This is a genomic window from Micromonospora sp. CPCC 205739, assembly GCF_036906795.1.
Classification (GTDB): Bacteria; Actinomycetota; Actinomycetes; order Mycobacteriales; family Micromonosporaceae; genus Micromonospora.
This window is the reverse complement of the sequence record NZ_JBAKHS010000008.1, coordinates 38,293-61,348: the sequence shown is the minus strand read 5'-3', so window position 1 is coordinate 61,348 and position 23,056 is coordinate 38,293. Positions and strand designations below refer to the sequence as shown.

At 74.2% G+C, this 23,056-nt stretch carries 26 protein-coding genes; 15 read left to right on the top strand and 11 right to left on the bottom strand.

All coding sequences use genetic code 11. The features are described 5' to 3' along the window. Positions 1-3: 3 nt before the first annotated feature. The 3 genes from V6U88_RS14190 to V6U88_RS14180 form a co-directional block, all read right to left on the bottom strand. Positions 4-1,047 (bottom strand): ATP-binding protein, encoded by a 1,044-nt coding sequence (locus V6U88_RS14190; protein WP_334453495.1) that lies wholly within the window; start codon positions 1,045-1,047, stop codon positions 4-6. A 105-nt stretch (positions 1,048-1,152) separates the two neighbouring features. Beyond that, complete coding sequence (locus V6U88_RS14185; RefSeq protein WP_334453160.1) at positions 1,153-2,103, bottom strand: TIGR03557 family F420-dependent LLM class oxidoreductase; 951 nt, start codon at positions 2,101-2,103, stop codon at positions 1,153-1,155. A gap of 77 nt (positions 2,104-2,180) precedes the next feature. Continuing rightward, positions 2,181-2,306, bottom strand: a complete 126-nt coding sequence (locus V6U88_RS14180; protein WP_255541416.1) for a hypothetical protein — start codon at positions 2,304-2,306, stop codon at positions 2,181-2,183. Between the two features lie 221 nt (positions 2,307-2,527). Here V6U88_RS14180 and V6U88_RS14175 point away from each other — a divergent pair, with 221 nt between their 5' ends. Further along, a complete protein-coding gene (locus V6U88_RS14175) occupies positions 2,528-4,012 on the top strand; it encodes a glycoside hydrolase family 3 protein (protein ID WP_334453157.1) in 1,485 nt (494 codons plus the stop codon). Between the two features lie 72 nt (positions 4,013-4,084). On the opposite strand, the gene V6U88_RS14170 is transcribed toward V6U88_RS14175, so the two are convergent. Beyond that, positions 4,085-4,372 (bottom strand): GNAT family N-acetyltransferase, encoded by a 288-nt coding sequence (locus V6U88_RS14170; protein ID WP_334453156.1) that lies wholly within the window; start codon positions 4,370-4,372, stop codon positions 4,085-4,087. Then, positions 4,369-5,595 carry a cysteine desulfurase-like protein gene (locus tag V6U88_RS14165; RefSeq protein WP_334453154.1) on the bottom strand — a complete coding sequence of 409 codons (1,227 nt, stop codon included), beginning with the start codon at positions 5,593-5,595 and terminating at the stop codon, positions 4,369-4,371. The genes V6U88_RS14170 and V6U88_RS14165 overlap by 4 nt, the downstream gene beginning before the upstream one ends. Positions 5,596-5,679: 84 nt before the next feature. Between V6U88_RS14165 and V6U88_RS14160 the strand changes: the two genes are divergently transcribed. From V6U88_RS14160 to V6U88_RS14130, 7 genes are all read left to right on the top strand, one after another. Continuing rightward, a complete protein-coding gene (locus V6U88_RS14160; protein ID WP_334453153.1) occupies positions 5,680-6,045 on the top strand; it encodes a hypothetical protein in 366 nt (121 codons plus the stop codon). Positions 6,046-6,100: 55 nt separating this feature from the next. Next, the gene (locus tag V6U88_RS14155) at positions 6,101-6,922 is read left to right on the top strand and encodes a DUF1206 domain-containing protein (protein ID WP_334453151.1); all 822 of its coding nucleotides are present in this window, start codon (positions 6,101-6,103) and stop codon (positions 6,920-6,922) included. A gap of 70 nt (positions 6,923-6,992) precedes the next feature. Further along, a complete protein-coding gene (locus V6U88_RS14150; protein WP_334453150.1) occupies positions 6,993-8,189 on the top strand; it encodes a mechanosensitive ion channel family protein in 1,197 nt (398 codons plus the stop codon). A gap of 183 nt (positions 8,190-8,372) precedes the next feature. Beyond that, a complete protein-coding gene (locus V6U88_RS14145) occupies positions 8,373-8,807 on the top strand; it encodes a phage holin family protein (protein ID WP_334453148.1) in 435 nt (144 codons plus the stop codon). Next, positions 8,804-9,145, top strand: coding sequence for a DUF3618 domain-containing protein (locus tag V6U88_RS14140; protein WP_334453146.1), 342 nt, complete (start codon positions 8,804-8,806; stop codon positions 9,143-9,145). The genes V6U88_RS14145 and V6U88_RS14140 overlap by 4 nt, the downstream gene beginning before the upstream one ends. Next, positions 9,142-9,414 carry a DUF4235 domain-containing protein gene (locus V6U88_RS14135; protein WP_334453144.1) on the top strand — a complete coding sequence of 91 codons (273 nt, stop codon included), beginning with the start codon at positions 9,142-9,144 and terminating at the stop codon, positions 9,412-9,414. The genes V6U88_RS14140 and V6U88_RS14135 overlap by 4 nt, the downstream gene beginning before the upstream one ends. A 287-nt stretch (positions 9,415-9,701) precedes the next feature. After that, positions 9,702-9,905, top strand: coding sequence for a cold-shock protein (locus V6U88_RS14130; RefSeq protein WP_007075740.1), 204 nt, complete (start codon positions 9,702-9,704; stop codon positions 9,903-9,905). A 167-nt stretch (positions 9,906-10,072) separates the two neighbouring features. On the opposite strand, the gene V6U88_RS14125 is transcribed toward V6U88_RS14130, so the two are convergent. Together V6U88_RS14125 and V6U88_RS14120 are read right to left on the bottom strand one after the other, a co-directional pair. Continuing rightward, a complete protein-coding gene (locus tag V6U88_RS14125; protein WP_334453142.1) occupies positions 10,073-10,267 on the bottom strand; it encodes a hypothetical protein in 195 nt (64 codons plus the stop codon). Positions 10,268-10,355: 88 nt separating this feature from the next. After that, the gene (locus tag V6U88_RS14120) at positions 10,356-11,339 is read right to left on the bottom strand and encodes an aldo/keto reductase (protein ID WP_334453141.1); all 984 of its coding nucleotides are present in this window, start codon (positions 11,337-11,339) and stop codon (positions 10,356-10,358) included. An 85-nt stretch (positions 11,340-11,424) separates the two neighbouring features. Between V6U88_RS14120 and V6U88_RS14115 the strand changes: the two genes are divergently transcribed. Further along, positions 11,425-12,216: a trans-aconitate 2-methyltransferase gene (locus V6U88_RS14115; RefSeq protein ID WP_334453140.1), complete on the top strand. Its 792-nt coding sequence runs from the start codon at positions 11,425-11,427 to the stop codon at positions 12,214-12,216. Continuing rightward, positions 12,213-13,238, top strand: coding sequence for an adenosine deaminase (locus tag V6U88_RS14110; RefSeq protein WP_334453139.1), 1,026 nt, complete (start codon positions 12,213-12,215; stop codon positions 13,236-13,238). The genes V6U88_RS14115 and V6U88_RS14110 overlap by 4 nt, the downstream gene beginning before the upstream one ends. A gap of 414 nt (positions 13,239-13,652) precedes the next feature. On the opposite strand, the gene V6U88_RS14105 is transcribed toward V6U88_RS14110, so the two are convergent. Continuing rightward, on the bottom strand, positions 13,653-15,056 hold the full coding sequence (locus V6U88_RS14105; RefSeq protein WP_334453137.1) for a HAMP domain-containing sensor histidine kinase: 1,404 nt from the start codon (positions 15,054-15,056) through the stop codon (positions 13,653-13,655). 29 nt (positions 15,057-15,085) lie between these two features. Further along, positions 15,086-15,775 carry a response regulator transcription factor gene (locus tag V6U88_RS14100; protein ID WP_334453135.1) on the bottom strand — a complete coding sequence of 230 codons (690 nt, stop codon included), beginning with the start codon at positions 15,773-15,775 and terminating at the stop codon, positions 15,086-15,088. A gap of 73 nt (positions 15,776-15,848) precedes the next feature. On the opposite strand from V6U88_RS14100, the gene V6U88_RS14095 reads away from it, so the two are divergent. Beyond that, entirely contained in the window at positions 15,849-16,766 is a 918-nt protein-coding gene (locus V6U88_RS14095) for an ADP-ribosylglycohydrolase family protein (RefSeq protein ID WP_334453132.1), read from the top strand. A 2-nt stretch (positions 16,767-16,768) separates the two neighbouring features. Here the strand turns inward: V6U88_RS14095 and V6U88_RS14090 are convergent, their stop codons facing one another. After that, positions 16,769-17,608 (bottom strand): DUF1775 domain-containing protein, encoded by an 840-nt coding sequence (locus tag V6U88_RS14090; RefSeq protein ID WP_334453130.1) that lies wholly within the window; start codon positions 17,606-17,608, stop codon positions 16,769-16,771. A 222-nt stretch (positions 17,609-17,830) separates the two neighbouring features. Here V6U88_RS14090 and thrS point away from each other — a divergent pair, with 222 nt between their 5' ends. The 3 genes from thrS to V6U88_RS14075 all read left to right on the top strand — a co-directional run bounded on the left by thrS (position 17,831) and on the right by V6U88_RS14075 (position 21,296). Beyond that, on the top strand, positions 17,831-19,837 hold the full coding sequence (thrS, locus tag V6U88_RS14085) for a threonine--tRNA ligase (RefSeq protein WP_334453128.1): 2,007 nt from the start codon (positions 17,831-17,833) through the stop codon (positions 19,835-19,837). A 267-nt stretch (positions 19,838-20,104) separates the two neighbouring features. Next, a complete protein-coding gene (locus V6U88_RS14080; RefSeq protein WP_334453494.1) occupies positions 20,105-20,617 on the top strand; it encodes an HIT family protein in 513 nt (170 codons plus the stop codon). A gap of 46 nt (positions 20,618-20,663) precedes the next feature. Next, complete coding sequence (locus V6U88_RS14075) at positions 20,664-21,296, top strand: CG0192-related protein (protein ID WP_334453126.1); 633 nt, start codon at positions 20,664-20,666, stop codon at positions 21,294-21,296. Positions 21,297-21,413: 117 nt separating this feature from the next. Here the strand turns inward: V6U88_RS14075 and V6U88_RS14070 are convergent, their stop codons facing one another. Further along, a complete protein-coding gene (locus V6U88_RS14070; RefSeq protein ID WP_334453124.1) occupies positions 21,414-21,923 on the bottom strand; it encodes a hypothetical protein in 510 nt (169 codons plus the stop codon). Positions 21,924-21,990: 67 nt separating this feature from the next. Between V6U88_RS14070 and V6U88_RS14065 the strand changes: the two genes are divergently transcribed. Then, positions 21,991-23,049 (top strand): aldo/keto reductase, encoded by a 1,059-nt coding sequence (locus V6U88_RS14065; RefSeq protein ID WP_334453122.1) that lies wholly within the window; start codon positions 21,991-21,993, stop codon positions 23,047-23,049. Positions 23,050-23,056: the final 7 nt, after the last annotated feature.

The following is a 23,056-nucleotide window of genomic DNA, read 5'->3' as shown; positions in this document are numbered from 1 at the left end:
CGCTCAGGCCCGGGCCGCGACCAGGCGGGGCAGGTCCCGGGTCACCTCGACCAGGAACCACGCCGGCAGCACCGGCATCCCGTCGTCGTCGGTGGCGACGACGAGCTGGGCGCACTCCAGGGAGATCTCGGCCAGCTCGACCAGCAGGCCCTTGGTGCGCAGGGCGAAGTCGCGGACCGCGCGGGAGGCGTGGTCGCGGTCGGCCGGCAGCTCCTTGACCAGTCGCGCCCGGAACGCCTCGGCGAAGAAGTAGAGCAGGTCCCGGTCGGTCGCGGCGCGCGGCCAGCCGGCGTCGCCCCGGACGATGGCGTCCAGGCCGTAGTGGTGACGCACCGTCTTGACGTACGCGGTGAAGCCGGCCGCGTGCTGCCCGCTCAGCGTGCCGGCCGCCAGCAGCCGGACGGTCGCCTCGTCGACACCCTCGCCGAAGGAGCGCAGCGCGTCGGAGAGCATGTGCCAGCTGCGCGGGGTGGAGAAGGGCTCCTCGGTCTTCGGCGGGGCCACCCACAGCTGGTCGGGGCGCTCGGTCAGGTAGTCCAGCACCCACGGGTGCAGGCCCGCGCCGGCCGCCCAGGCCAGCCAGTCGGTGGCCGAGGCGCGCAGGTGCACGTGCACCAGCCGGTTGACCAGCGCGGAGGCCATCGGCCGGGCGAGCGCGTTGTCGGTGGTCCGGTTGCCGGCGCCGATCACGATCGAACCCGCCGGCAGCTCGTACGAGCCGATCCGGCGGTCCAGGATCAGCGAGTAGAACGCCTTCTGCACCTCGGGGCTGGAGGAGTTCAGCTCGTCGAGGAAGAGGCAGTACGGCTCGCTGCGGGCGATCGACTCGGGCGGGGCGAAGCGGCTGCGCCCGTCGCGCAGCTCCGGCACGCCGATCAGGTCCTCGGCGGCGAGCTGGGTGCCGACCAGCGTCACGCAGGGCAGGCCGAGCGAGTCGGCGAAGGCCCGGACCAGGGAGCTCTTGCCGATGCCCGGCGCCCCCCAGACGAAGACGGGCCGGACCACCGCGACGTGCAGCAGCAGCGCGGGCAGTTCGGCCGGGGTCACGGTGAGGGCGGAGTGCACGCCGATCATGATCGGCGGGCGGGGTCGGCCGTGCACGTGAATATCGCGTCCGGGCCGGCTCCCCGCGCCGGCCCCGGACGCCGCGGGTCAGCGCAGGCGGGGCAGCACCTCGCGCTGGTAGAGGTCGAACAGGCCCTGGGCGTTCGGGCCGACGTTGGCCACGTACACCTCGTCGAAGCCGGCCTTGGCGTACTGGTCGATCATCTCCAGGTGCGCGTCGGCGCTGTTGCCGCAGACGAACGACTCCTTCATCATCTCCGGCTTGACCAGCTGGGCGGCCTGCTCGAAGTGGCGCGGGGAGGGGAGCACCTGGGACAGCTCGCCCGGCACGCCGGCGTTCGGCCACTTCTCGTACGCGATCCGCATCCCCTCGTCCTCGCTGTCGGCGTACGCCGCCTTGAAGCCGGCCTGACAGGGCTTGTCGCCGCCGCCGCTCTCCCGGAACCGGCGGACCATGTCGGCGTCGGGCATGACGCTGACGTAGCCGTCGCCGATCCGGGCGGCCAGGTCGATCGCCTTGGGGCCGAAGCCGGACACGTAGACCGGTGGGGGCGCGTCGGGCAGGGTGTAGATCCGGGCGTGTTCGACGGTGTAGTGCTTGCCGTGGTGGTTGACGAATCCGCCCTGCCACAGCTCGCGCATCACCTCGACCGCCTCCTGGAGCATCTCCAGCCGGACGTCGGTCTGCGGCCAGGCGTCGCCGAGGATGTGCTCGTTGAGCGCCTCGCCGGAGCCGACGCCGAGCACGAAGCGCCCGGAGTGCAGGACGGCGCTGGTGGCCGCGGCCTGGGCGAGCACCGCCGGGTGGATGCGGACGGTCGGGCAGGTCACCGCGGTGGTGACGGGCAGCGAGCAGACCTGGCTGAGCGCGCCGATGGTCGACCAGACGAAGGGACTCTGCCCCTGCGCGTCCACCCATGGGTGGTAGTGGTCCGAGATCCACAGCGCCTCGAACCCGGCCCGTTCGGCGCCGCGCGCCTGCTCCAGCAGCTCCGCCGGGGTGAACTCCTCACTGGACAGGAAGTAACCGATCTTCATCTTTCCCCCTCGCCGTCGCCCGGCGCCGGTCGCGCCGTGCTGACCAGGGGTGCCCTACCCCGGACTCGGGGGATCAGTCAGCGGCGGCCGAACATGGCCCGGATGGCGGCGAGCAACAGCAGGCCGCCGACCACCACGCCGAGCAGGCGCACGCCGGGGACGTCGGCCGGCGAGGTGGCGTCGGCGAGTGGCAGCAGGTCCATTCCCGCACTGTCGCACGCCGCCTCGGAGGACGCCAGACGGTAACAGTAAGGTTTATTGACTATTTCGTTGCCCGGTGTGACCATGGCAGCACCGCGACGGCGACCGGCCGTCGGAAGATCACACGGGGGTACGGGGGCCGCATGAGCGAGCGGAGCGAGCGAATCATCGGGCACAGCGCAGCCGAGCCTCATGACGCCGCCGGCCGAAGGGCGGCGGCGTCATGAGCGAGCGCAACCTGGCGGGCCTGGCGGCCGCCGTCCTGCAGCCCGGTTTCGTCGGCACCACCCCGCCCGAGTGGGTCTGCCGGTGGCTCGGCGAGGGGCTCGGCGCGGTGGTCCTCTTCGCCCGCAACGTCGTCGAACCCGGCCAACTCGCCGAGCTCACCGCGACCCTGCGCGCCGAACGCCCCGACGTCCTGGTGGCCATCGACGAGGAGGCCGGCGACGTCACCCGGATCGAGTCGGCGCTGGGCAGCTCCCGGCCGGGCAACTTCGCCCTCGGCGCCGTCGACGACCCGGAGCTGACCGAGGAGGTCGCCCGTGACCTCGGCGTCGAACTCGCCGCGCTCGGCGTCACCCTCAACTACGCCCCGGACGCGGACGTCAACAACAACCCGGCCAACCCGGTGATCGGGGTGCGGTCCTTCGGCGCCGACCCGCAGCTGGTCGCCCGGCACACCGCCGCCTGGGTACGCGGCCTGCAGTCCGCCGGCGTGGCCGCCTGCGCCAAGCACTTCCCCGGCCACGGCGACACCCAGGTCGACTCGCACCACGACCTGCCCCGCATCGGCGCCGACCGGGCCCGCCTCGACGCCGGCGAGCTGGTCCCCTTCCGCGCCGCCGTGGCGGCCGGGGTGCAGGCCGTGATGACCGGGCACCTGCTCGTGCCCGCCCTCGACGAGGAACTGCCGGCCACCCTCAGCCCCCGCATCCTCGGCGACCTGCTCCGCGACGAGCTGGGCTTCTCCGGGGTGGTGGTCACCGACGCGGTGGAGATGCGCGCGGTCACCGACCGGTACGGCTTCGCCGGCGCGGCCGTGCGCGCCCTCGCCGCCGGGGCCGACGCGGTCTGCGTCGGTGGCGAGCGGGCCGACGAGGACGCCGCCCGGCACCTGCGCGACGCGATCGTCGCCGCCGTCGTCGCCGGCGAGCTGCCCGAGGAGCGGCTCGCCGAGGCGGCCAAGCGGGTCGGTCAGCTCGCCGCCTGGACGGTGGCCGCCCGCGCCGACCGTCCGTCGGCGGCCGTGTCGCCCGCCGACGGGTCGGTGGTCGGCCTGGCCGCCGCGCGCCGGGCGCTGCGGGTCAGCGGTGCCGCCACCGCGCTGCCGCTGGTCGCCCCCGCCCACGTGGTGGAGTTCTCCCCGCCGCGCAACATCGCCATCGGTCCGGAGACGCCGTGGGGCATCGCCGCCCCGCTGGCCGCGCTGCGCCCCGGCACCACCAGCGCCCGGTTCGCCGAGGCCGAGGTGCCGGCGGAGCCGACGGCCGGGGCCGGCGGTCGGCCGGTCGTCCTGGTCGTCCGCGACCTGCACCGCCACGACTGGATGCGCGACGCCGTCGAGCGGGCCCTGACCGCCCGGCCGGACGCGGTCGTGGTGGAGCTGGGCGTGCCCGAGCTGGTCGTCGGCCGGGTGCACGTGGCCACCCACGGCGCCACCCGGGCCGGCGCCCGGGCCGCCGCGGAACTGCTCGCCGGTCCGCGCTGAACCGCGCCCTGGGGGGACCGGGGGTCCGCTGCGGCGGACACCCGGCCCGCCGCCCGGCGGCGTCGGCCGTTGCTACGCCGGCTGGAAGATCAGGTCGGCGTACTCGGGGTGCCGCTCGATGTAGGCCCGCATGAACGGGCACTGCGGCACCAGCCGGCCGCCCTGCTCGCGTACCTGATCCAGGGTCGCCCGGACCAGCGCGGCGCCGACCCCCATGTCCTGGAACTCCGGGCGCACCTCGGTGTGGGTGAAGATCCGCACCTCGCCGCGCGGCAGGTACGCCGTGAAGCCGGCCAGCGCGTCGTCGACCAGGATCTCGAAGCGGTGCTTGGCGGGGTTCTCCTCGACCAGGAAGCTCACCGGCCCATTGTCTCCCGCCGCCGGGCCAGGGTGTCGAGTTCGGCCAGCAACCGGTCCACCTCGTCGGCCGTGTTGTAGTGGTAGACGCTGGCCCGCACCGCCCCGCCGTCCGCCCGCAGCCCCATCGCCTGGAAGTACTCGTAGGCGTAGTAGTCCCCGGCGGAGAGGCAGAGCCCCGCCTCGCCCAGCGCCGCCGCCAGCCCGGCCGGCGACCAGCCGGCGAGCCGGAAGGACACCGTCGGGCAGCGCCGCGCGGCGGCCCCGTACACGGTCACCGCGTCGTTGTCGGCCAGCCCGGCGAGCAGCCGGTCGAAGAGCCTCTCCTCGTACGCCTGGGCGGCGGCCAGCCCGGCCCGGACCCGCTCCCGCCGGTCGCCGGTCGCGGTCGGGTCCAGCCCGGCCAGGTGGTCGACCGCGGCGGCCACCCCGGCCAGCAGCGGGAAGCTCGGCGTACCGGCCTCGAAGCGGTCCGGCACCGCGTCGGAGGAGGGCACCAGCTTGGCCGGACGCAGCGACTCCCAGCGCGCCGGGTCGGCCACCATCGCGGCCAGGTGCGGGCCGGACCACTTGTAGGCGCTGGTGACCAGGAAGTCCGCCCCGGTGGAGGCCAGGTCGGTGGGGCCGTGCGGCACCGAGTGCACGCCGTCGACGCAGACCAGCGCCCCGGCGGCGTGCGCGCTCTTGGCGATCGCCGCCACGTCCGGCACCGTGCCGATGGCGTTGCTGCCGGCGGTCACCGCGACCAGCCGGGTCCGCTCGCCGACCAGCTCGGCGTACTGGCCGGCGGGCAGCTCACCGGTGGCCGGGTCGAACTCCGCCCAGCGCACCGTCGCGCCGGCCGCCCGGGCCGCCTGCACCCACGGCCGCACGTTCGCGTCGTGGTCGAGCCGGGAGACCACCACCTCGTCGCCCGGGCGCCAGGTGTCGCCGAGGGTCCGGGCCAGCGTGTACGTCAGCGCGGTCGCGCTCGGCCCGAGCACCACCCCGCGGGGCGTCGCGCCGAGCAGGTCGGCCACCGCGGCGCGGGCGGCGTCGACCAGCTCCAGCGCGCGCCGGCCGGGCGCGAAGGCGGGGGTGCGGTTGCCGAGCGCGGTGCGCATCGCCGCGCCGACCGCGTCGATCACCGACTGCGGGGTCTGGGTGCCGCCGGCACCGTCGAAGTGGGCGAAACCCTCGGTCAGGGCGGGGTAGGCGGCCCGGGTCCGGGCGATGTCGAACGGCATGACCGGACCCTAACGCGGTGCCCCGCCCCGTCCGATGATCACTCAGCGGTGGCGGTCTCGCCGCCGTCTCGTACCCTTGGTCGGGTGACGACGCGATCCGGTACCTCCCCTCTGACCCCCACCCGCCGTGTCGCCGGTCTGCTGGCCGGCCTGGCGCTCGGCGTGGCCGTGCTGGCCGGATGCAGCTCCGAGGGTGCCCAGACCGACTGCGGCCTGGACGCCTGCACGGTCGTCTTCGACCGCGGCGTCGACGCGCGGGCCACCATCCTCGGCGTCGAGGCCAAGCTGATCGGCGCCCAGGGCGACCAGGTCACCGTCGAGGTCGCCGGCGAGCAGCTCTCCCTCACCGTCGGCCAGCAGGCCACCGAGGTGGGCGGCTTCGCGGTCACCCTGGACAGCGTCACCGACCAGGAGGTCACGATCCGCGTGGCGCGCAACAGCAGCAGCTGAGCCGGGCGGCGTCGCGCCACGTTTGACGATCTCCGCATTCGGAGACTGTGGCGCCATGTCTCTCACCCGGAACGCCGAAGCCACCGCCGCCCGTACCGCGGACAGCCGGTGGCTGGAACTCCTCGCCCGGGCCGGTTTCCTCGGCTACGGGGTCGTGCACCTGCTCTTCGCCTGGCTGGCCCTGCAGATCGCCTTCGGCAAGCCGGGTGAGAACGGCGACCAGTCCGGTGCGTTGCGCACCATCGCCGCCCAGCCGCTGGGCAAGACGCTGGTCATCCTGATCGCGGTCGGCCTGCTGGCGATGGCCATCTGGCAGGGCCTGGAGGCGGCCGTCGGGCACCGCGCCGAGCAGGGCAGGGAGCGCGTCTGGGAACGGCTCGCCTCCGCCGGAAGGACGATCGTCTACCTGTACTTCGCCTGGACCGCCTTCAAGGTGTTCAAGGACGCCGGCTCCAACAGCGCCGACCAGCAGGAGGCGCTCACCGGCAAGCTGATGACCTCCGGCAGCGGCCGGCTGGTGGTCGGCCTGGCCGGTCTGGTGCTCGCCGCCATCGGCGTCGGTCTGGTGATCTACGGCCTGGTCAAGCGCTTCGAGAAGCACCTCAAGGCCGGCGAGATGAGCCCGAAGACCCGCACCCTGGCCCGCCGGCTCGGCATCGCCGGCTACGTCGCCAAGGGCATCGCGTACACCATCGCCGGCCTGCTCATCGTCGTCGCCGCGGTGAAGTACGACCCGGAGAAGGCCCGTGGCCTGGACGCCGCGCTGCGCACCCTGCGCGAGCAGTCCTACGGCCAGGTCCTGCTGGTGCTGGTCGCCCTCGGCATCGCCGCCTTCGGCACGTTCTGCTTCCTCCAGTCCCGGTATCGCAAGGTCTGAGCTGGTCGATTCCGGAAACGCCGGGCACCATAGGGCTTTTGCCCGAAGCCCGGCCGGAGGGAGAGAGCCTGTGCAGGACTACCTGGGAACGATCGCCGCCGCGGCCATCGCGGCGGCGATCGCTGTGTTGCTCGTCGAGGTGGTGCATCGCATGATCCGCCGGTTCGGCCGGCGCTCACTGCTGATGACCGAGCTCACCGAGCACGCGCACCGCCCGTTCCAGGTGGCCGGTACCGTCCTCGCCGTCCAGTTCGCGGTCCGGTTCACCACCGGGTACGCCGTCGGCACGCCCTGGCGGCAGGTGGTGCTGCACACCCTGGTGCTGGCCGTGGTGGCCGCGGTCGCCTGGCTGGTCGCCTCGCTGCTGGTGGTGGTCGAGGACACCGCCCTGGCCCGGTTCCGGGTGGACGTGCCGAACAACCGCCACGCCCGCCGGGTACGCACCCAGGTGGTGCTGCTGCGTCGGCTGACCATCGCGGTGATCGTGGTGCTGGCCGTGGGCGTGATGCTGATGACCTTCCCCGCCGTCCGCGGCATCGGCGCCGGCGTGCTGACCTCCGCCGGTGTGGTGGGTGTGGTCGCCGCGCTGGCCGCCCAGAGCCTGCTCGGCAACGTCATCGCCGGCCTCCAGCTCGCCTTCAGCGACGCGGTACGCCTCGACGACGTGGTCGTGGTCGAGGGGGAGTGGGGCCGGATCGAGGAGCTGACCCTCAGCTACGTGGTGGTGCAGATCTGGGACGACCGCCGGCTGATCCTGCCCACCTCGTACTTCACCAGCAAGCCGTTCCAGAACTGGACCCGCACCGAGGCGGCCGTGCTCGGCACGGCGGAGTTCGAGGTGGACTGGGCGGTCCCGGTGCAGGCGATGCGCGAGGAGCTGCGCCGCCTGGTGGAGAGCACCGAGCTGTGGGACGGCCGGGTCTGCGTGCTGCAGGTGACCGACGCGACCGGTGGCAGCATCACCGTCCGGGCGCTGGTCAGCGCCGCCGACGCGGGCAGCCTCTGGGACCTGCGCTGCCTGGTCCGGGAGCACCTGGTCGGCTGGATCCGGGACCACCGCCCGACCGCGCTGCCGCGCAACCGCACCGAGATCGGCGACGCCTCCGGCGCCCTGGCCTGGCAGTGGGTGCAGCCCCGCCGGCCGGTGCGCCGGCGCCAGGAGCCCGAGGTGCCCGACGACGCCCGGGTCTTCGGCGGCAGCGACGACGGCGCCGCCCGCAGCGAGGCCTTCGTCGGCCCCGAGGAGCACGCCGACGCCCGCCGCTGAGCCGGCCCCCACCGCACCCGCCTACCCGCCCGCGCGCGTCGGCGGGTGCTTCGTGGTAACGGCTTCCGCGTTTCGCCGGACGCTGCGGCCCCTCCTGCGGTCAGATGTGGTTGGTCACTGCGCGCAGGATTGACGGGCGGCGACTCCGGGCATACAGCGCGGTGATGATGAAAGGAGGACAGCATGGCTGACGTCGCGAACCACCAGACGTCCCGGACCGGGAGCGAGCCGTCCACCGCCGAACTGGTGCAGCGGGCCACGGAGCAGGTCTCCCGCCTCGTGCGGGACGAACTGGCGCTGGCCCGGGCGGAGTTGACCCAGAAGGGCAAGCACGCCGGGATCGGAATCGGTCTCTTCGGCGGGGGTGGTGCGCTGGCTTTCTACGGGCTGGGCGCGCTGATCGCCGCCGGGGTGCTGCTGCTGGACCTGGTCATGCCGGCGTGGCTGGCCGCCCTGATCGTGGCGGTGGTGCTCTTCCTGGTCGCCGGGGTGCTCGCCCTGGTGGGCAAGAAGCAGGTCAGCCGTGCGGTCCCCCCGGTGCCGGCGTCGACGGTGCAGAGCGTCCGGGCGGACGTGGACGTCGTCACCGCCGCGGTGAAGGACAGGGGACGGGCATGACGGGCAACGGGACCGGCGACGCCGAGGCGCTCCGCGCCGAGATCCGGCGTACCCGGGTCGAGCTGGGCGAGACGATGGAGCTGTTGGCCGCCAAGGCCGACGTGAAGGCCCGGCTGCGGGAGTCCGCCGGTCAGGCGAAGGAGCGGATGCGCGTGCAGGCGGCGCAGACCGTCGCCCGGGTGCGCGGGCAGGCGGCGCAGAAGGCCGACGTGGCGCGGGCCCAGGCGCACGAGAAGCGTGCGACGGTCCGGAGCAACCCGGTGCCGTGGGCGACGGTCGCGGCCGGCGCCGTGGCGGCGGTGGTCGTGCTGCTGATCGTCCGAGGGAGGCGCAGGTGAGCAAGGGCATCGGTAGGGCCGCGTACAAGCCCGTCGGGGTGATGCTCGGTCTGGCCGCCGGTACGGTCGCCGGGGCGATCTTCCGGCAGGTCTGGACGATGACGGCCGGCGACGGCGAGGCTCCCAGCGCGACCGACGAGGACCGCGGCTGGGGCGAGATCCTGGCCGCGGCGGCGTTGCAGGGCGCCATCTTCGCGGTGGTCCGGGCGGCGGTGGACCGCGGCGGCGCGGTCGGCGTACGACGGCTGACCGGCCGCTGGCCGGACTGAATCCGAGCGGGTCGAAGGCCCCCCACCGCATCGACGGGTGGGGGGCCTTTCGCACGGCTGCGGGCACCCGCCCAGCGATCTTCGGCATCCGTCAGGTCACATGTCGGAGAATTTCGTCCGTTAGGCTGTGCAGAGCTTTTGCGTACGTGGTTAAGCTGGCCCGGCTGTTGGAGATGGCGTGGGTTGAGAGAAGTCTCCTTCGTGGGGGCCGCCTCAGGCGCCGCTGCTCGAAAACGGCCAATCGGCCGCACGGCGTGCTCGGCCGCCAGTTTTAGAAGGAGATACACATGGCGCAGGGAACCGTGAAGTGGTTCAACGCTGACAAGGGCTTCGGCTTCATCACCGTCGACGGCGGGGGTGCTGACGTGTTCGTCCACTTCTCGGCCATCCAGACCAGCGGCTACCGCACGCTGGAGGAGAACCAGCGGGTGGAGTTCGAGATCGCCCAGGGTCAGAAGGGTCCGCAGGCCGAGCAGGTCCGCCCCATCTGAGTAGTGCCGGTCGGCAGCCGCCGGCCCGGGTGATCCGGCCCCCCGGATCGACGAGAAGCCCCGTGTCCTCCAGGGACGCGGGGCTTTCCGCGTTTGCGGGCCTCGGTGCCGGCGGGCCGGGCCGGTGCCGGCCACGGTCGCCGCCGGCCGGTGGCCGGCCGAGGCGGTCAGGTGCGGCGGCGGGCCTTCAGGCCGCGCCAGAGCACCACCAGTCCGATCAGGATCAGCACCGGCCCGATGACCGCCCAGATCCGTCGGTCGGTCATCACGCTCCCGCCGACGTACCCGAGGCCCTGCACCGTCCACACCGCTCCGACCACCACGGCCAGCAGCCCGAGGGTGAGCGTGAGCCAGCCCCTCATCGGTCCCTCCTCACCTGCGCCGGCGGTCCCGGCCTCCGGTCAGCATGCGGCCCCTGCGGGCGGTACGCGCGCACCGCGCCGACGCGGCTCACCACCGGTCGTGCACCCGGGGTCGGACCAGCTCGTCGTAGACCGCCCGGACGGTGTCCCGCTCGGCGGCGCTCAGCGGCGGCAGGTCGGCCGCGGCGGCGTTGCCCCGCGCCTGCGCGGCGTCGCGGGCGCCGGGGATGACCACGGTGACGCCGGGCTGGTCGATGATCCAGCGCAGCGCGAACTGGGCCATCGTGCGCCCGGTGCCGACCAGCGGGGCGAGCCGCCGCACGACCGCCAGGCCCAGGTCGTAGTCGACCCCGGAGAAGGTCTCGCCGACGTCGAAGCTCTCCCCGTGCCGGTTGTAGCTGCGGTGGTCGTCGGCGGGGAAGGTGGTGTGCTCGTCGTACCGGCCGGAGAGCAGGCCGCTGGCCAGCGGCACCCGGGCGATGACGCCCACCCCGGCCGCGGCGGCGGCCGGCAGCACCCGCTCCAGGGGCTTGAGCCGGACCGCGTTGAGGATGATCTGCACGCTGGCCACCCCGGGCCGGGCGATGGCGGTCAGCGCCTGCTCGGTGGTCTCCACGCTGACGCCGTACCCGGCGACGCGCTCCTCGGCGACCAGCGTGTCGAGGGCGTCGAAGACCCGGTCGTCGGCGAAGACGGCCGTGGGCGGGCAGTGCAGCTGGACCAGGTCCAGGGTGTCGGTGCCGAGGTTGGCGCGGGACCGGTCGGTCCAGGCCCGGAAGTTGTCCAGGGTGTACGCCTCCGGCGTCTGCTCCACCCGGCGGCCCATCTTGGTGGCCACGGTCAGGCCGTGCCCGGGCCGCTCCCGCAGGAACCGCCCGATCAGCTGCTCGCTGCGCCCGTCGCCGTAGACGTCGGCGGTGTCCAGGAAGGTGACCCCGGAGTCCACGGCGGCGGCGAGGACGGCCCGGGCGTCGCCCTCGCTGACCTCGCCCCAGTCGGCGCCGAGCTGCCAGGCGCCGAGGCCGACCACACCCACCCGCCGGCCGAGCCGGTCGAAGCTGCGCTGTTCCATTGGGTCGAGCCTAGTGATCGCCTTGCCGGGCCGCAGCGCGGGCCGTAGGGTCATAGCAAGACGTACGTACGGTTTGGAGGCTGTGATGTGGGACCCGACGACATACCTGCGCTACGGCGACGAACGGTCCCGCCCGTTCCACGACCTCGTCGCCCGCGTCCCGGCCGACCGGCCGCGGGCCGTGGTCGACCTGGGCTGCGGGCCCGGCACCCTGACCGCCACCCTCGCCGCCCGCTGGCCGACCGCCCAGGTCCACGGGGTCGACTCGTCGCCGGAGATGATCGACCGGGCCGCCGCCCTGGCCGCCCCGGTCGAGTTCACCGTCGGTGACGTTTGGGACTGGCGGCCCGCGCCCGACGTCGACGTGGTGGTCTGCAACGCCGTCCTCCAGTGGGTCCCGCAGCACCGGGAGCTGCTCGCCCGCTGGGCGCGCGAGCTGCCCGCCGGCGCCTGGCTGGCGTTCCAGGTGCCCGGCAACTTCGACGCCCCCTCGCACCGGGCGTTGCGCGAGGTCGCCCGCCGCGACCGCTGGGCGGCCACGCTGGCCCCGCTGCTGCGCGACACCCCGGTCGACGACGCCGTCGACTACGCCGCCGCGCTGGCCGCCGCCGGCTGCGCGGTCGACGCCTGGGAGACTGTCTACGTGCACCTGCTGCCGGCCGACACCGCCGACCACCCGGTGCTGGCCTGGATGGAGGGGACCGCGCTGCGCCCGGTCCGGGCCGCGCTGGACGCCGCCGACTGGGCGGACTTCCGGGCCGAGCTGGGGGTACGCCTCGGCGAGGCGTACCCGGTGCGGCAGGGTCAGGTGTACTTCCCGTTCCGCCGGATCTTCACCGTCGCCCGTACCGGCGCCCGTGCAGAGGAGAACCTGTGACCGACCTGCCCACCTTCATCGCCGGACTGCCCAAGGTGGAGCTGCACGTGCACCACGTCGGCTCCGCCTCACCCCGGATCGTCGCCGAGCTGGCCGCCCGCCACGAGGGACGCAGCCCGGTCCCGGCCGACCCGGCCGCCCTCGCCGACTACTTCGCGTTCCGCGACTTCGCCCACTTCATCGAGGTCTACCTCAGCGTGGTGGACCTGATCCGGGACCCGGAGGACGTCTGGATCCTCACCCACGAGGTCGCCCGCGAGCTGGCCCGCCAGCAGGTCCGCTACGCCGAGCTGACCATCACCCCGTACTCGCACGTGCGCCGGGGCATCCCCGCCCCGGCGTTCTGCGAGGCGATCGAGGACGCCCGCAAGCGGGCCGAGGCCGACTTCGGCATCGCCCTGCGCTGGTGCTTCGACATCCCCGGCGAGGCCGGGTTGCCGGCGGCCGAGGAGACCCTGCGGATCGCGCTGGAGCAGCGGCCGGACGGGCTGATCAGCTTCGGCCTCGGCGGCCCGGAGATCGGGGTGCCCCGACCGCAGTTCAAGCCGTACTTCGACCAGGCCCGGGCGGCCGGGCTGCGCTCGGTGCCGCACGCGGGGGAGACCACCGGCCCGCAGACGGTCTGGGACGCCCTGCGTGACCTGGGCGCGGAGCGGATCGGGCACGGCATCTCCGCCGCCCAGGACCCGGAGCTGCTGGCGTACCTGGCCGAGCACCGGATCGCGCTGGAGGTCTGCCCGACCTCCAACATCCGCACCCGGGCCGTGGCGCACCTGGACGAGCACCCGCTGCGGCGGCTGGTCGACGCCGGCGTGCTGGTCACCATCAACTCCGACGACCCGCCGATGTTCGGCACCACCCTCAACGACGAGTACGCGGTGGCCGCCCGGCTGCTCGACCTCGACGCCGACGGGGTGGCCGCGCTGGCCCGGGACGCGGTGACCGCCTCGTTCCTCGAACCGGGCGAGAAGTCCCGGATCAGCGCCGAGATCGACGCCTGGGCGACGACCGGGACGCGCTGACCGGCCGGGTCACGTCGCCGCGGTCCGGGCCACGCCGCCCGGGCCGCCGTCAGGCGAGCACCGGGTCCTGCCAGAGCGCCAGCGTGAGGGCGATACCCGCGCCGACCACCACGGCCCAGCGCAGCAGCCGGGTCAGGGACGGGGTCATCGGGTCACCTCACGACTGTCGGGCCGGGGAGAGGTGGGGCGCGCGGCGGGGGTGGGTGTGGGGGGACCGTGCCCCCGCCGCGCGCCCGGGCTCCACCGGCCGGCAGTTGTCAGGGGCGACAAGACCGGTGGAGCTGATGGGTTCCCCCTGATCCTGGCAGCGCCCAGCCGGCCTGCCGACCGTGTTAATCCGGATCTAAGGAAGACTTGCGCCGCCCCACAAACACCGCCGCCGGCCCGCGCCGCTCGCGTCACCGGCCGGCCGGTTCAGTCGTCGGCCGACCGCTGCCGGGGCCACCGGCGCCCGCCGGTCTTCTGCTCCCGGGCCTCCCGGGCCATCCGGCCGACCAGCCCGAAGCGGTTGACCTGCCGGGGCGTCGCCTCCGGGTCGGCCAGCAGCATCACCACGCTCGCCCCGCCCAGCCGGGCCCGGTCGATGCTCACCGAACCGTTGGCCTGCAACGCCACCCGCTTGGCGATGTCCAGCCCCAGCCCGGTCGAGCCCTGGTCGCTGGCGCCCCGGCGCAGCGCCCGGTCCGGGTTGGCGATCCCGGGGCCGGCGTCGTCGATCCGGATCGCCACGTAGCCGTCCCGGCGGGAGACCGCCACCTCGAACGCCGTCCCCTGCGGGGTGTAGCGGAACACGTTGCCGATCACCGCGTCCAGCGCGGCGGCCAGTTCGGCGCGCGGCACCGGCGCGGGGATGCGCAGCTGGGCGCCGCTGACCCGATGCGGCCGGTTCTGGTCACCGGCCAGTGCCGCCCAGAAGACCATCCGGTCCCGGACCACCTCGCTGACGTCGCACTCCGCCGGCCCGGCCTCGTGGGCCACCGCCTTGCGGGTGGTCTTGATCAGCACGTCGATCTCGCCCTCGAGGGTGACGATCGCCTGCCGGATGCGCCGGATCGTGCGCCGCCGGTCCAGCTCCGCCGGAGTGAAGGAGCCGACGCTCGTGTCGTCGGAGTCCAGCCCCTCGGCGTCGAGCCGCAGCACCGTCAGCGGGGTGCGCAACCGGTGCGACAGGTCCGCCACCAGCTCCCGCTCGTCGGTGCGGGCGGCGACCAGCCGGTCGGCCATCCGGTTGAACGCGTACCCGGCCTCGGCCAGCTCCCGTGGGCCGCTCGGCTCGACCCGTACGCCCAGGTCGCCGTCGCCGACGGCCAGGGCGGCCTTGACCAGCCCGCGGGTGGAGTCGACCGCCCGGGCCGCCACCCGGTCCACCACGATCACGGCGGCCCCGATCAGGGCCAGGGCGACGGCGGCCAGCAGCAGCCAGGTGCCGCCGGAGCCCTCGTCGAGGTCGGCCTCGGGGACGAAGACCTCCACCACGGCGACCCGGTCGTCGAGCACCACCGGGTCCAGCCGCAGCACCCCACCGGAGACGTCGGTGGTCACCGACCGCTTCTGAGCGCGGGCCCGCTGCAGGTCCGCCTCGGCGGCCCGGCCGGCCTCCTCGTCCCCGCCGAGCCCGTGCACCACCGGGCGGGTCTCCGGGTCGTCCCCGCTGGCCTCCACGGCCCGCCGCACGGCCGCCGGCTCGGTGCTCACCGCGAGCGCCCCGGTGACCAGCGCGCTGCGGCGCGCCGCGTCGGCCAGCGCCTCCTCGCGGACGTCGTCGCGCAGGCTCAGCCCGAGCGGGACCAGGAACGCCAGCGCGACCAGCGCACACATGCCGGCCGTGAGGTAGGCCAGCGCCAGCCTCAGTCCGGGGCCACCAGCCGGAAGCCCACCCCCCGCACGGTGCGCAGGTAACGAGGCTTCGCCGCGGACTCGCCCATCTTTCGGCGTAGCCAGTACAGGTGAACGTCGATGGTCTGGTCCTCGCCGACCGACGGCTGCCGCCATACCTCCTCCAAGAGTTCCCGCCGGGACACTACCCGGCCGGGTCGCGCGGCGAGATACGCCAGCAGGTCGAATTCCTTGCGGGTCAGCGCCAGCGGCTCCCCGTCGAGCACCGCGCTGCGCTCGCCCACGTCCACCCGCAGGCCGCCGACGGTGTGCACGGCCGGCTGCACGGTACGGCTGGCCCGGCCGACCCGGCGCAGCACGGTGGTGATCCGGGCGTCCAGGTGCGCGCCGGTGAACGGCTTGACCATGTAGTCGTCCGCGCCGGCCCGCAGCAGCCGGACCACCGACTGCTCGTCGTCGCGGGCGGTGGCGATGATGATCGGGACGTCGGTGATGCCGCGCAGCATCCGCAGCGCGTCCGACCCGTCCAGGTCGGGCAGGCCGAGGTCGAGCACGACCAGATCGGGGGTCTCGGCGGCGACCCGGCGCAGCGCGTCCAGCGCGGTGCCGACCGCGTGCACCGCGTGCCCCCGTTCGGTCAGGGAACGCAGCATCGCGCCGCGTACGACGTGGTCGTCTTCGACCAGGAGCACGGTGGCCACGTCAGCACCGTACTGCCCGTGGCAAGTTGATCGCGTTGCGGAGGACCCGCGCACGGGGCAAGCTGGCACGACGATGACGTTCACCCTGTTTCCCGACACCCGGCTGGCCCTGGCCCGGGACAGCCTCACCGGCCTGTCCGTCGGCGACGCCCTGGGCGGGATGTTCTTCGTGCCGGGGCGGGGCGTGGCGCCCTGGCGGGACGGCCTGCCGGCCGGGCCGTGGCCGTGGAGCGATGACACCGAGATGGCCTGTTCGGTGGTCGGTTGCCTGGCCGACGTCGGCACGATCGACCGGGACGCACTCGCCGCCGCCTTCGCCGCCCGTTACGAGCCGGCCCGCCGGTACGGCGCCGGCGCGGTCGAGTTGCTCGAACTGATCCGTACCGGCACGCCCTGGCCGGTGGCCGCCGCGTCCGCGTTCGACGGGCAGGGTTCCTGCGGCAACGGCGCGGCGATGCGGGTCGGCCCGCTCGGCGCCTGGTTCGCCGACTCCACCACCCGGGCCGCGGCGCAGGCCCGGGCGTCCGCCGAGGTCACCCACGCCCACCCCGAGGGGGTCGCCGGCGCGGTCGCGGTGGCCGTCGCCGCCGCGCTGGCCGCCCGGGCCCGCCTCGACGGCGACCGCCCCGACCCGGCCCGGCTGCTCGCCGCGGTCGCCGCCGCGCTGGACCCCGCCGCCGAGGTGCACCGCCGGGTACGCCGTGCCGTCGGGTTGCTCGGCCGGGGCCTGCCGGAGGTCGTCGACGCGCTCGGCAACGGCTCCCGGGTCACCGCGCAGGACACCGTGGCGTTCACCCTCTGGGTCGCCGCCACCCACCTCGACGACTATCCGGCGGCGATCCGGACCTGCGTGGAGGCGGGCGGGGACGTCGACACCACGGCCGCGATCGTCGGCGCGATCGTCGCCGCCCACACCGGGGTCGGCACGCCGGGCGGGGTGCCCGACGGCTGGCTGGCGGCGCGGGAGCCGCTGCCCGACTGGGCGCGCTGAGCTCAGCGCGACCCCACCGGTTCGCCCACGCCGACGGTCGAGCGCTCACCCTCGGGCTGCTCCTCCGTCGACGGCTCACCCTCGGGCTGGTCGCCCTCGATGTCGTCGGCGGGCTCGGCCCGGTGCCGCCCGCGGCTCACCGCCCAGCCGATCAACGCGCCACCGCCGAGGCCGACCAGCAGGCCGCCGCCGAGCAGCACGTCCGCGTTCGGCCCGCCGTCCCCGGCGGGCTCCGCCTGCGTGGCGTCGTCGCCGGCCGGCGCGGCGGCGGCCGGGCCACCGTGGCCGTGTCCGGGCGCCGCCCCCGGAGCCGCCGGCTCCAGGGCCAGGGTCGGGGCCGGGTGCGCGCCGCCGGCCGGGTCGGCCCAGCGCACCACCGTCCCGTCGGAGTACGTCTGCACCAGCTCGAAGCTCATCCGGTCGGCCTGCGGCAGCGGGCCCATCGCCAGGGCGAGCCGGGCCGGCCCCGGCTCCGGCTTCCCGGCGGCCCGGGTCCAGACCACCGAGGCGGTCACCGTGGTCACCGAGGGCGCGTGGATGCCGGCGACCGGGGCGTCCAGGTTCCGCGAGGTGATCAGCGGCGCCCAGCCGTCCACCGACAACGGGTAGACCTCACCGATCGGCGCGTCCGCAGGGAGCTTGACCTCGATCTTCTCGGTGCGCGCGCCGGGTCGCTCCTCCGGCACCACGAAGGTCATCTCCACCGCGTCGCCCTGGGTCGCCCGGGTCGGCGTGGTCGTCACGTCCGCCGCCAGCGCCGCACCCGGCCAGGCGAGCGCCCCGGCGGTCGCGGCGGCCAGCACGAGACCGGCCCGTCGGCCGCCGTTGCGGGTGATCGCCATCTGTGCCCCCATCCGTCGCCACGCGGCCGGCTCCGGTTTCCGGCCACACCCGGTAGTTCGGATCGCGGGCGGGAAAGGTTCAATCCGCGCCCGCACAATCTGCGAGCTTCGGCGGACACGCGGGCCCATCCTTTCCCGACGACCGGGCGGAAAGGGGCGACAGATAGCATCGCAGGAGCCGGAAACGGCGCCATCCGTACTGTCTGCAGCTGAGGAGTCACCGTGTCCGCACCCCGTACCCCCGTCGTGGCCGACCCCGTCGTCGTCGCCGCCGGGACGACGGCGGCCGACGCGGTGGCCGCTGCCGGGCTGCCCGTGGCCGGGCCGAAGGCGATCGTGGTGGTCCGCGACCCGCAGGGCGTGCTGCGCGACATGGACTGGAAGCCGGCCGAGGAGACCACCGTCGAGCCGGTCACCCTCGACTCGCCGGACGGGCTCAACGTGCTGCGCCACTCGACGGCGCACGTGCTCGCCCAGGCCGTGCAGGACGTCTTCCCGGAGGCCAAGCTCGGCATCGGCCCGCCCATCGAGAACGGCTTCTACTACGACTTCGCCGTCGACAAGCCGTTCCAGCCGGACGACCTGGCCAAGCTCGAGAAGCGGATGCAGGAGATCATCAAGTCCGGCCAGCGGTTCCGCCGCCGCCGCTTCAACAGCCTGGACGAGGCGAAGGCCGAGCTGGCCGCCGAGCCGTTCAAGCTGGAGCTGATCGACGTCAAGGGCGAGGGGCTGGACTCCTCCGAGGTGATGGAGGTGGGCGGCGGCGAGCTGACCATCTACGACAACCTCGCCGCCAACGAGGAGAAGGTCTGCTGGTCGGACCTGTGCCGCGGGCCGCACCTGCCGCACACCCGGCTGATCGGCGCGTTCAAGCTGATGCGCTCGGCCGCCGCCTACTGGCGCGGCTCGGAGAAGAACCCGCAGCTGCAGCGGGTGTACGGCACCGCGTGGCCGACCCGCGACGAGCTCAAGGCGTACCTGAAGCTGCTGGAGGAGGCCGCCCGGCGCGACCACCGCAAGCTCGGCGCGGACCTCGACCTGTTCAGCTTCCCCGACGAGATCGGCTCCGGCCTGGCGGTCTTCCACCCGAAGGGCGGCATCATCCGCCGGGAGATGGAGAACTACTCGCGCCGCCGGCACGAGGACGCGGGCTACGAGTTCGTCAACACCCCGCACATCACCAAGGCGCACCTGTTCGAGACCTCCGGCCACCTGCCCTACTACGCCGAGACGATGTTCCCGCCCATGCAGCTGGAGGGCGCGGAGTACTACCTCAAGGCGATGAACTGCCCGATGCACAACCTGATCTTCAAGGCGCGCGGGCGGTCGTACCGGGAGCTGCCGCTGCGCTTCTTCGAGTTCGGCACGGTCTACCGGTACGAGAAGTCCGGGGTGGTGCACGGCCTGACCCGGGTGCGCGGCCTGACCCAGGACGACTCGCACATCTACTGCACCCGCGAGCAGATGGCCGGTGAGCTCTCCACCCTGCTGTCGTTCGTGCTGGACCTGCTGCGCGACTACGGCCTGGACGACTTCTACCTGGAGCTGTCCACCCGCGACGACTCGCCGAAGTTCATCGGCTCGGACTCCGACTGGGCCGAGGCGACCGAGGCGCTGCGCACCGCCGCCGAGTCCTCCGGGCTGGACCTGGTGCCCGACCCGGGCGGCGCGGCCTTCTACGGCCCGAAGATCTCGGTGCAGGCCAAGGACGCCATCGGCCGGACCTGGCAGATGTCCACCATCCAGGTCGACTTCAACCAGCCGGAGCGCTTCGGCCTGGAGTACCAGGCGGCCGACGGCACCCGGCAGCGGCCGGTGATGATCCACCGGGCGCTGTTCGGCTCGATCGAGCGCTTCTTCGGCGTGCTCACCGAGCACTACGCGGGGGCGTTCCCGGCCTGGCTGGCCCCGGTGCAGGTGGTCGGCATCCCGATCCGCGAGGACCACACCGACTACCTGCACGGCTTCGTCGCGGCGTTGCGCGCCGAGGGCGTCCGGGCCCAGGTGGACGCCGGTGACGACCGGATGCAGAAGAAGATCCGTACCGCCCAGCAGCAGAAGATCCCGTTCATGGTGATCGCCGGCGACGACGACGTGGCCGCCGGCACGGTCTCCTTCCGCTACCGGGACGGCTCCCAGCGCAACGGCGTCCCGATGGCCGAGGCGGTCACCCACGTCCTGGACGTGATCAGCTCCCGCTCCAACTCCGGCCCATCCGCCCAGAGCTGACCCTCTTCTTCGCCCCGTCAGGTCCCCTCAAGATCCGCGCACTTTCCGAGAAAGAGTGGCTGTTCCTCGCCGGATGGCCACGCTTTCTCGGAAAGTGCGGGCGGAGGGGGAGTGGGGTACGGGTTGGGGCGAGGTGGGCGCGCTCACGTCCCGGGTCCGGCGGCCGGTGCGGACGGGTGGGATCCGGGGCGGTGACCGTAGGATCGGCGTGTGACTGGGGCGGCGCGGCACTCTGACGACGGCACGGACATCACCGGCGACGCCGGCCTGGCGGACGGGCTGGAGCGGCTCTGGACGCCGCACCGGATGACCTACATCTCCGGCGAGGACCGTCCCGAGGGCGGCTACGAGAAGCCCGCCGGCTGCCCGTTCTGCCTGGCCCCCGGCCTGCCCGAGGGGGAGAGTCTGGTGGTGGCGCGCGGCGTGCACGTCTTCGCGGTGCTCAACCTCTACCCGTACAACCCCGGGCACCTGCTGGTCTGCCCGTACCGCCACGTGGCCGACTACACCGAGCTGGACCCGGCGGAGACGATCGAGCTGGGCGTGTTCACCCAGACCGCGATGCGGGTGGTCCGCATGGTCAGCAACGCGCACGGGTTCAACCTCGGCATGAACCAGGGCGGCGTCGCCGGCGCCGGCATCGCCGCGCACCTGCACCAGCACGTCGTACCGCGCTGGGGCGGCGACGCCAACTTCATGCCGGTGATCGGCCGGACGAAGGTCCTGCCCCAACTGCTCGCCGACACCCGCGACCTGTTCGCCAAGGCCTGGCCGGCCTGAGCGCGGGTCCCGCGCGCGCACCCGGCATCGACATATGATCTTGCGTATGGCCCTGCTGCACCGCGCCACGCTGCGCCCCACGAAGCTCGAACTGCTCACCGGGTGGCTGCCCGGCCGCGGCTGGTACGACGGACCGGCCGGCGTCGACGTGGCGCGCGTCGCGGGCTACCGGTTCGACGACCCGGCGGGTGCGGTCGGCATCGAGACCCTGCTCGTCCGGGCCGGTGACGGGCCGGTCCACCAGGTCCCGCTCACCTACCGGGACGCGCCGCTCGACGGCGGCGACGACTGGCTGATCGGCACCACCGAGCACTCGGTGCTCGGCCGGCGCTGGGTCTACGACGCCTGCGGCGACCCGGTCTACGCCGCCGCGCTGGCCGCCGCGATCCTCGCCGGGACCGGTCAGGCCCAGGAGTACGTCGAGGTCGACGGCGGGCGGGAGCTGCGCCCTCCGACGATGGTCATCGACAGCAGCGGTGCCGGTGGTGCCGACCTGCCCCAGGTGGGTACGCCCCGCCGGGTGGTGGACGCCGACCCGACGCTGATCGTCACCGACACCGTCGAGCTGACCGTCGTCCGCCGCCTCGACCGGGGTACCTCGCCGGCCGGCGCCGCGCTGACCGGCACCTGGGAGGGCCAGCCGGACCCGGTGCCGCTGGCGTACGGCACCCGGCGCTGACCGCCGCCGGACCGGCGGTCGCCGGCACAGGGCGCGCGGATCAGCACCGCCACCGGCTCGGCCAGACGCCGGGCAGCCGGGCCTGAGCCCAGGCTGCCCGCCCCCGGCGCCCGCCCGTCACCGCCGCTCGCCGGCGCCGTCCCCGCCGTCCGCGCGGATCCGCGCCACCAGCTCCGGCCAGCTCTGCACCCGCTGTACGCCGGCCAGGTGCGCCCGGTGCGCGGCCACCTCGTCCTCCCGGGGCCGCAGCAGGTACCGGTGCGGCACAGTGTCCAGGTAACCCAGCACCTCCAGCCGATCGTCGACGAAGTGGGTCAACCCCAGCCCCGCCGCGATCGGCCCCTTCTCCGGGCGGGTACGGCAGAACCGCAGCCGCTCCGGGCCGATCCCGGTACGCGCGTGGAAGTCGTGGTGGGCCAGCCAGTCCCGGGTCCGCCGCTCGGTCGGCTCGGCGCACTTCGACACGACGTACACCTCGTCGAAGAGCGGGACCAGCGCGGCCAACGCCTCGAACACCCCGTCCATCGGCGGCGTACGCAGGTAGTTGTCGCCGAAGAACGAGGTGTCCTCCGTCCCGTCGCTCAGCTCGATGATCACACCGCCGACGTCCACACCCAGCCGTCCCATGCGGTCGATCCTGCACCAGCGGTGACATTCCTGCCCCTCGACCCGGTGGAGGTGGCAGGATGCGGCGATGGCAGTGACGACGCGGAGGTTGGGCCGCAGCGGCATCGAGGTCAGCGCCCTGGGCATGGGGTGCTGGGCGATCGGTGGCCCCTGGGCCGAGGGCGCCCGGCCGCTGGGCTGGGGCAGGGTCGACGACGAGGAATCCGTCCGGGCCGTACGCCGGGCGCTCGACCTCGGCGTGACCCTCTTCGACACCGCCGACACGTACGGGGCCGGGCACGGCGAGCGGGTCCTCGGCAGGGCGCTCGCCGGCCGGCGAGACGAGGCGGTCATCGCCACCAAGTGGGGCTACACCTTCGACGAACGCACCCGCCAGGCCACCGGCGAGGACCCCTCCCCGGAGTACCTGCGCCGGGCGGTCACCGACTCGCTGCGCCGGCTGGACACCGACCGGATCGACCTCTACCAACTGCACCTGGGCGACCTGCCGCTGCCCCGGGTGGAGGCGCTGCTCGGCACCCTGGAGGACCTGGTCGCCGACGGGCTGGTCCGCGCGTACGGCTGGAGCACCGACCGGGCCGACCGGGCGGCGGCCTTCGCCGAGGCCGCCCCCCACGCCACCGCCGTGCAGCACACCCTCTCCGTGCTCCGGGACACCCCGGCGATGCTGGCCGTCTGCGACAAGCACGACCTGGCCAGCGTCAACCGGGGCCCGCTCGGGATGGGGCTGCTCACCGGCAAGTACACCACCGGCTCCACGCTGCCCCCCGACGACGTACGCGGCGTCGCCCCGACCTGGCTGGAGTGGTTCCGTGGCGGGCGGCCGGCGCCGGAGTGGCTGCGCCGGGTCGCGGCGGTGCGCGGCGCGCTCACCGCGGACGGGCGCACCCTCAGCCAGGGTGCGCTGGGCTGGCTCTGGGCCCGCAGCGCCCGGACCGTGCCGATCCCCGGGTGCCGGACGGTCGCCCAGGTGGAGGAGAACGCCGCCGTGCTGCGCCTCGGCCCGCTCGCCCCGGACCACTTCGCCGAGGTGGAACGCCAGCTCGCCGCCCTGCGCACGGCCGCCCTGCGCGACGCCGACCGCCCCCACTGGCCGATGCCCCCCATCCCCGCCGCCCGCCCCTGACCCCCTC

Coding starts and splice junctions, on each gene's coding strand:
- V6U88_RS14115 (WP_334453140.1), top strand. CDS start 11,425: ATGTGGGACCCGACGACATACCTGCGCTACGGCGACGAACGGTCCCGC.
- V6U88_RS14155 (WP_334453151.1), top strand. CDS start 6,101: ATGTCTCTCACCCGGAACGCCGAAGCCACCGCCGCCCGTACCGCGGAC.
- V6U88_RS14120 (WP_334453141.1), bottom strand. CDS start 11,339: ATGGAACAGCGCAGCTTCGACCGGCTCGGCCGGCGGGTGGGTGTGGTC.
- V6U88_RS14065 (WP_334453122.1), top strand. CDS start 21,991: ATGGCAGTGACGACGCGGAGGTTGGGCCGCAGCGGCATCGAGGTCAGC.
- V6U88_RS14095 (WP_334453132.1), top strand. CDS start 15,849: ATGACGTTCACCCTGTTTCCCGACACCCGGCTGGCCCTGGCCCGGGAC.
- V6U88_RS14090 (WP_334453130.1), bottom strand. CDS start 17,608: ATGGCGATCACCCGCAACGGCGGCCGACGGGCCGGTCTCGTGCTGGCC.
- V6U88_RS14145 (WP_334453148.1), top strand. CDS start 8,373: ATGGCTGACGTCGCGAACCACCAGACGTCCCGGACCGGGAGCGAGCCG.
- V6U88_RS14165 (WP_334453154.1), bottom strand. CDS start 5,595: ATGCCGTTCGACATCGCCCGGACCCGGGCCGCCTACCCCGCCCTGACC.
- V6U88_RS14075 (WP_334453126.1), top strand. CDS start 20,664: ATGGCCCTGCTGCACCGCGCCACGCTGCGCCCCACGAAGCTCGAACTG.
- V6U88_RS14175 (WP_334453157.1), top strand. CDS start 2,528: ATGAGCGAGCGCAACCTGGCGGGCCTGGCGGCCGCCGTCCTGCAGCCC.
- V6U88_RS14180 (WP_255541416.1), bottom strand. CDS start 2,306: ATGGACCTGCTGCCACTCGCCGACGCCACCTCGCCGGCCGACGTCCCC.
- V6U88_RS14130 (WP_007075740.1), top strand. CDS start 9,702: ATGGCGCAGGGAACCGTGAAGTGGTTCAACGCTGACAAGGGCTTCGGC.
- V6U88_RS14070 (WP_334453124.1), bottom strand. CDS start 21,923: ATGGGACGGCTGGGTGTGGACGTCGGCGGTGTGATCATCGAGCTGAGC.
- V6U88_RS14125 (WP_334453142.1), bottom strand. CDS start 10,267: ATGAGGGGCTGGCTCACGCTCACCCTCGGGCTGCTGGCCGTGGTGGTC.
- V6U88_RS14140 (WP_334453146.1), top strand. CDS start 8,804: ATGACGGGCAACGGGACCGGCGACGCCGAGGCGCTCCGCGCCGAGATC.
- V6U88_RS14185 (WP_334453160.1), bottom strand. CDS start 2,103: ATGAAGATCGGTTACTTCCTGTCCAGTGAGGAGTTCACCCCGGCGGAG.
- V6U88_RS14105 (WP_334453137.1), bottom strand. CDS start 15,056: ATGTGTGCGCTGGTCGCGCTGGCGTTCCTGGTCCCGCTCGGGCTGAGC.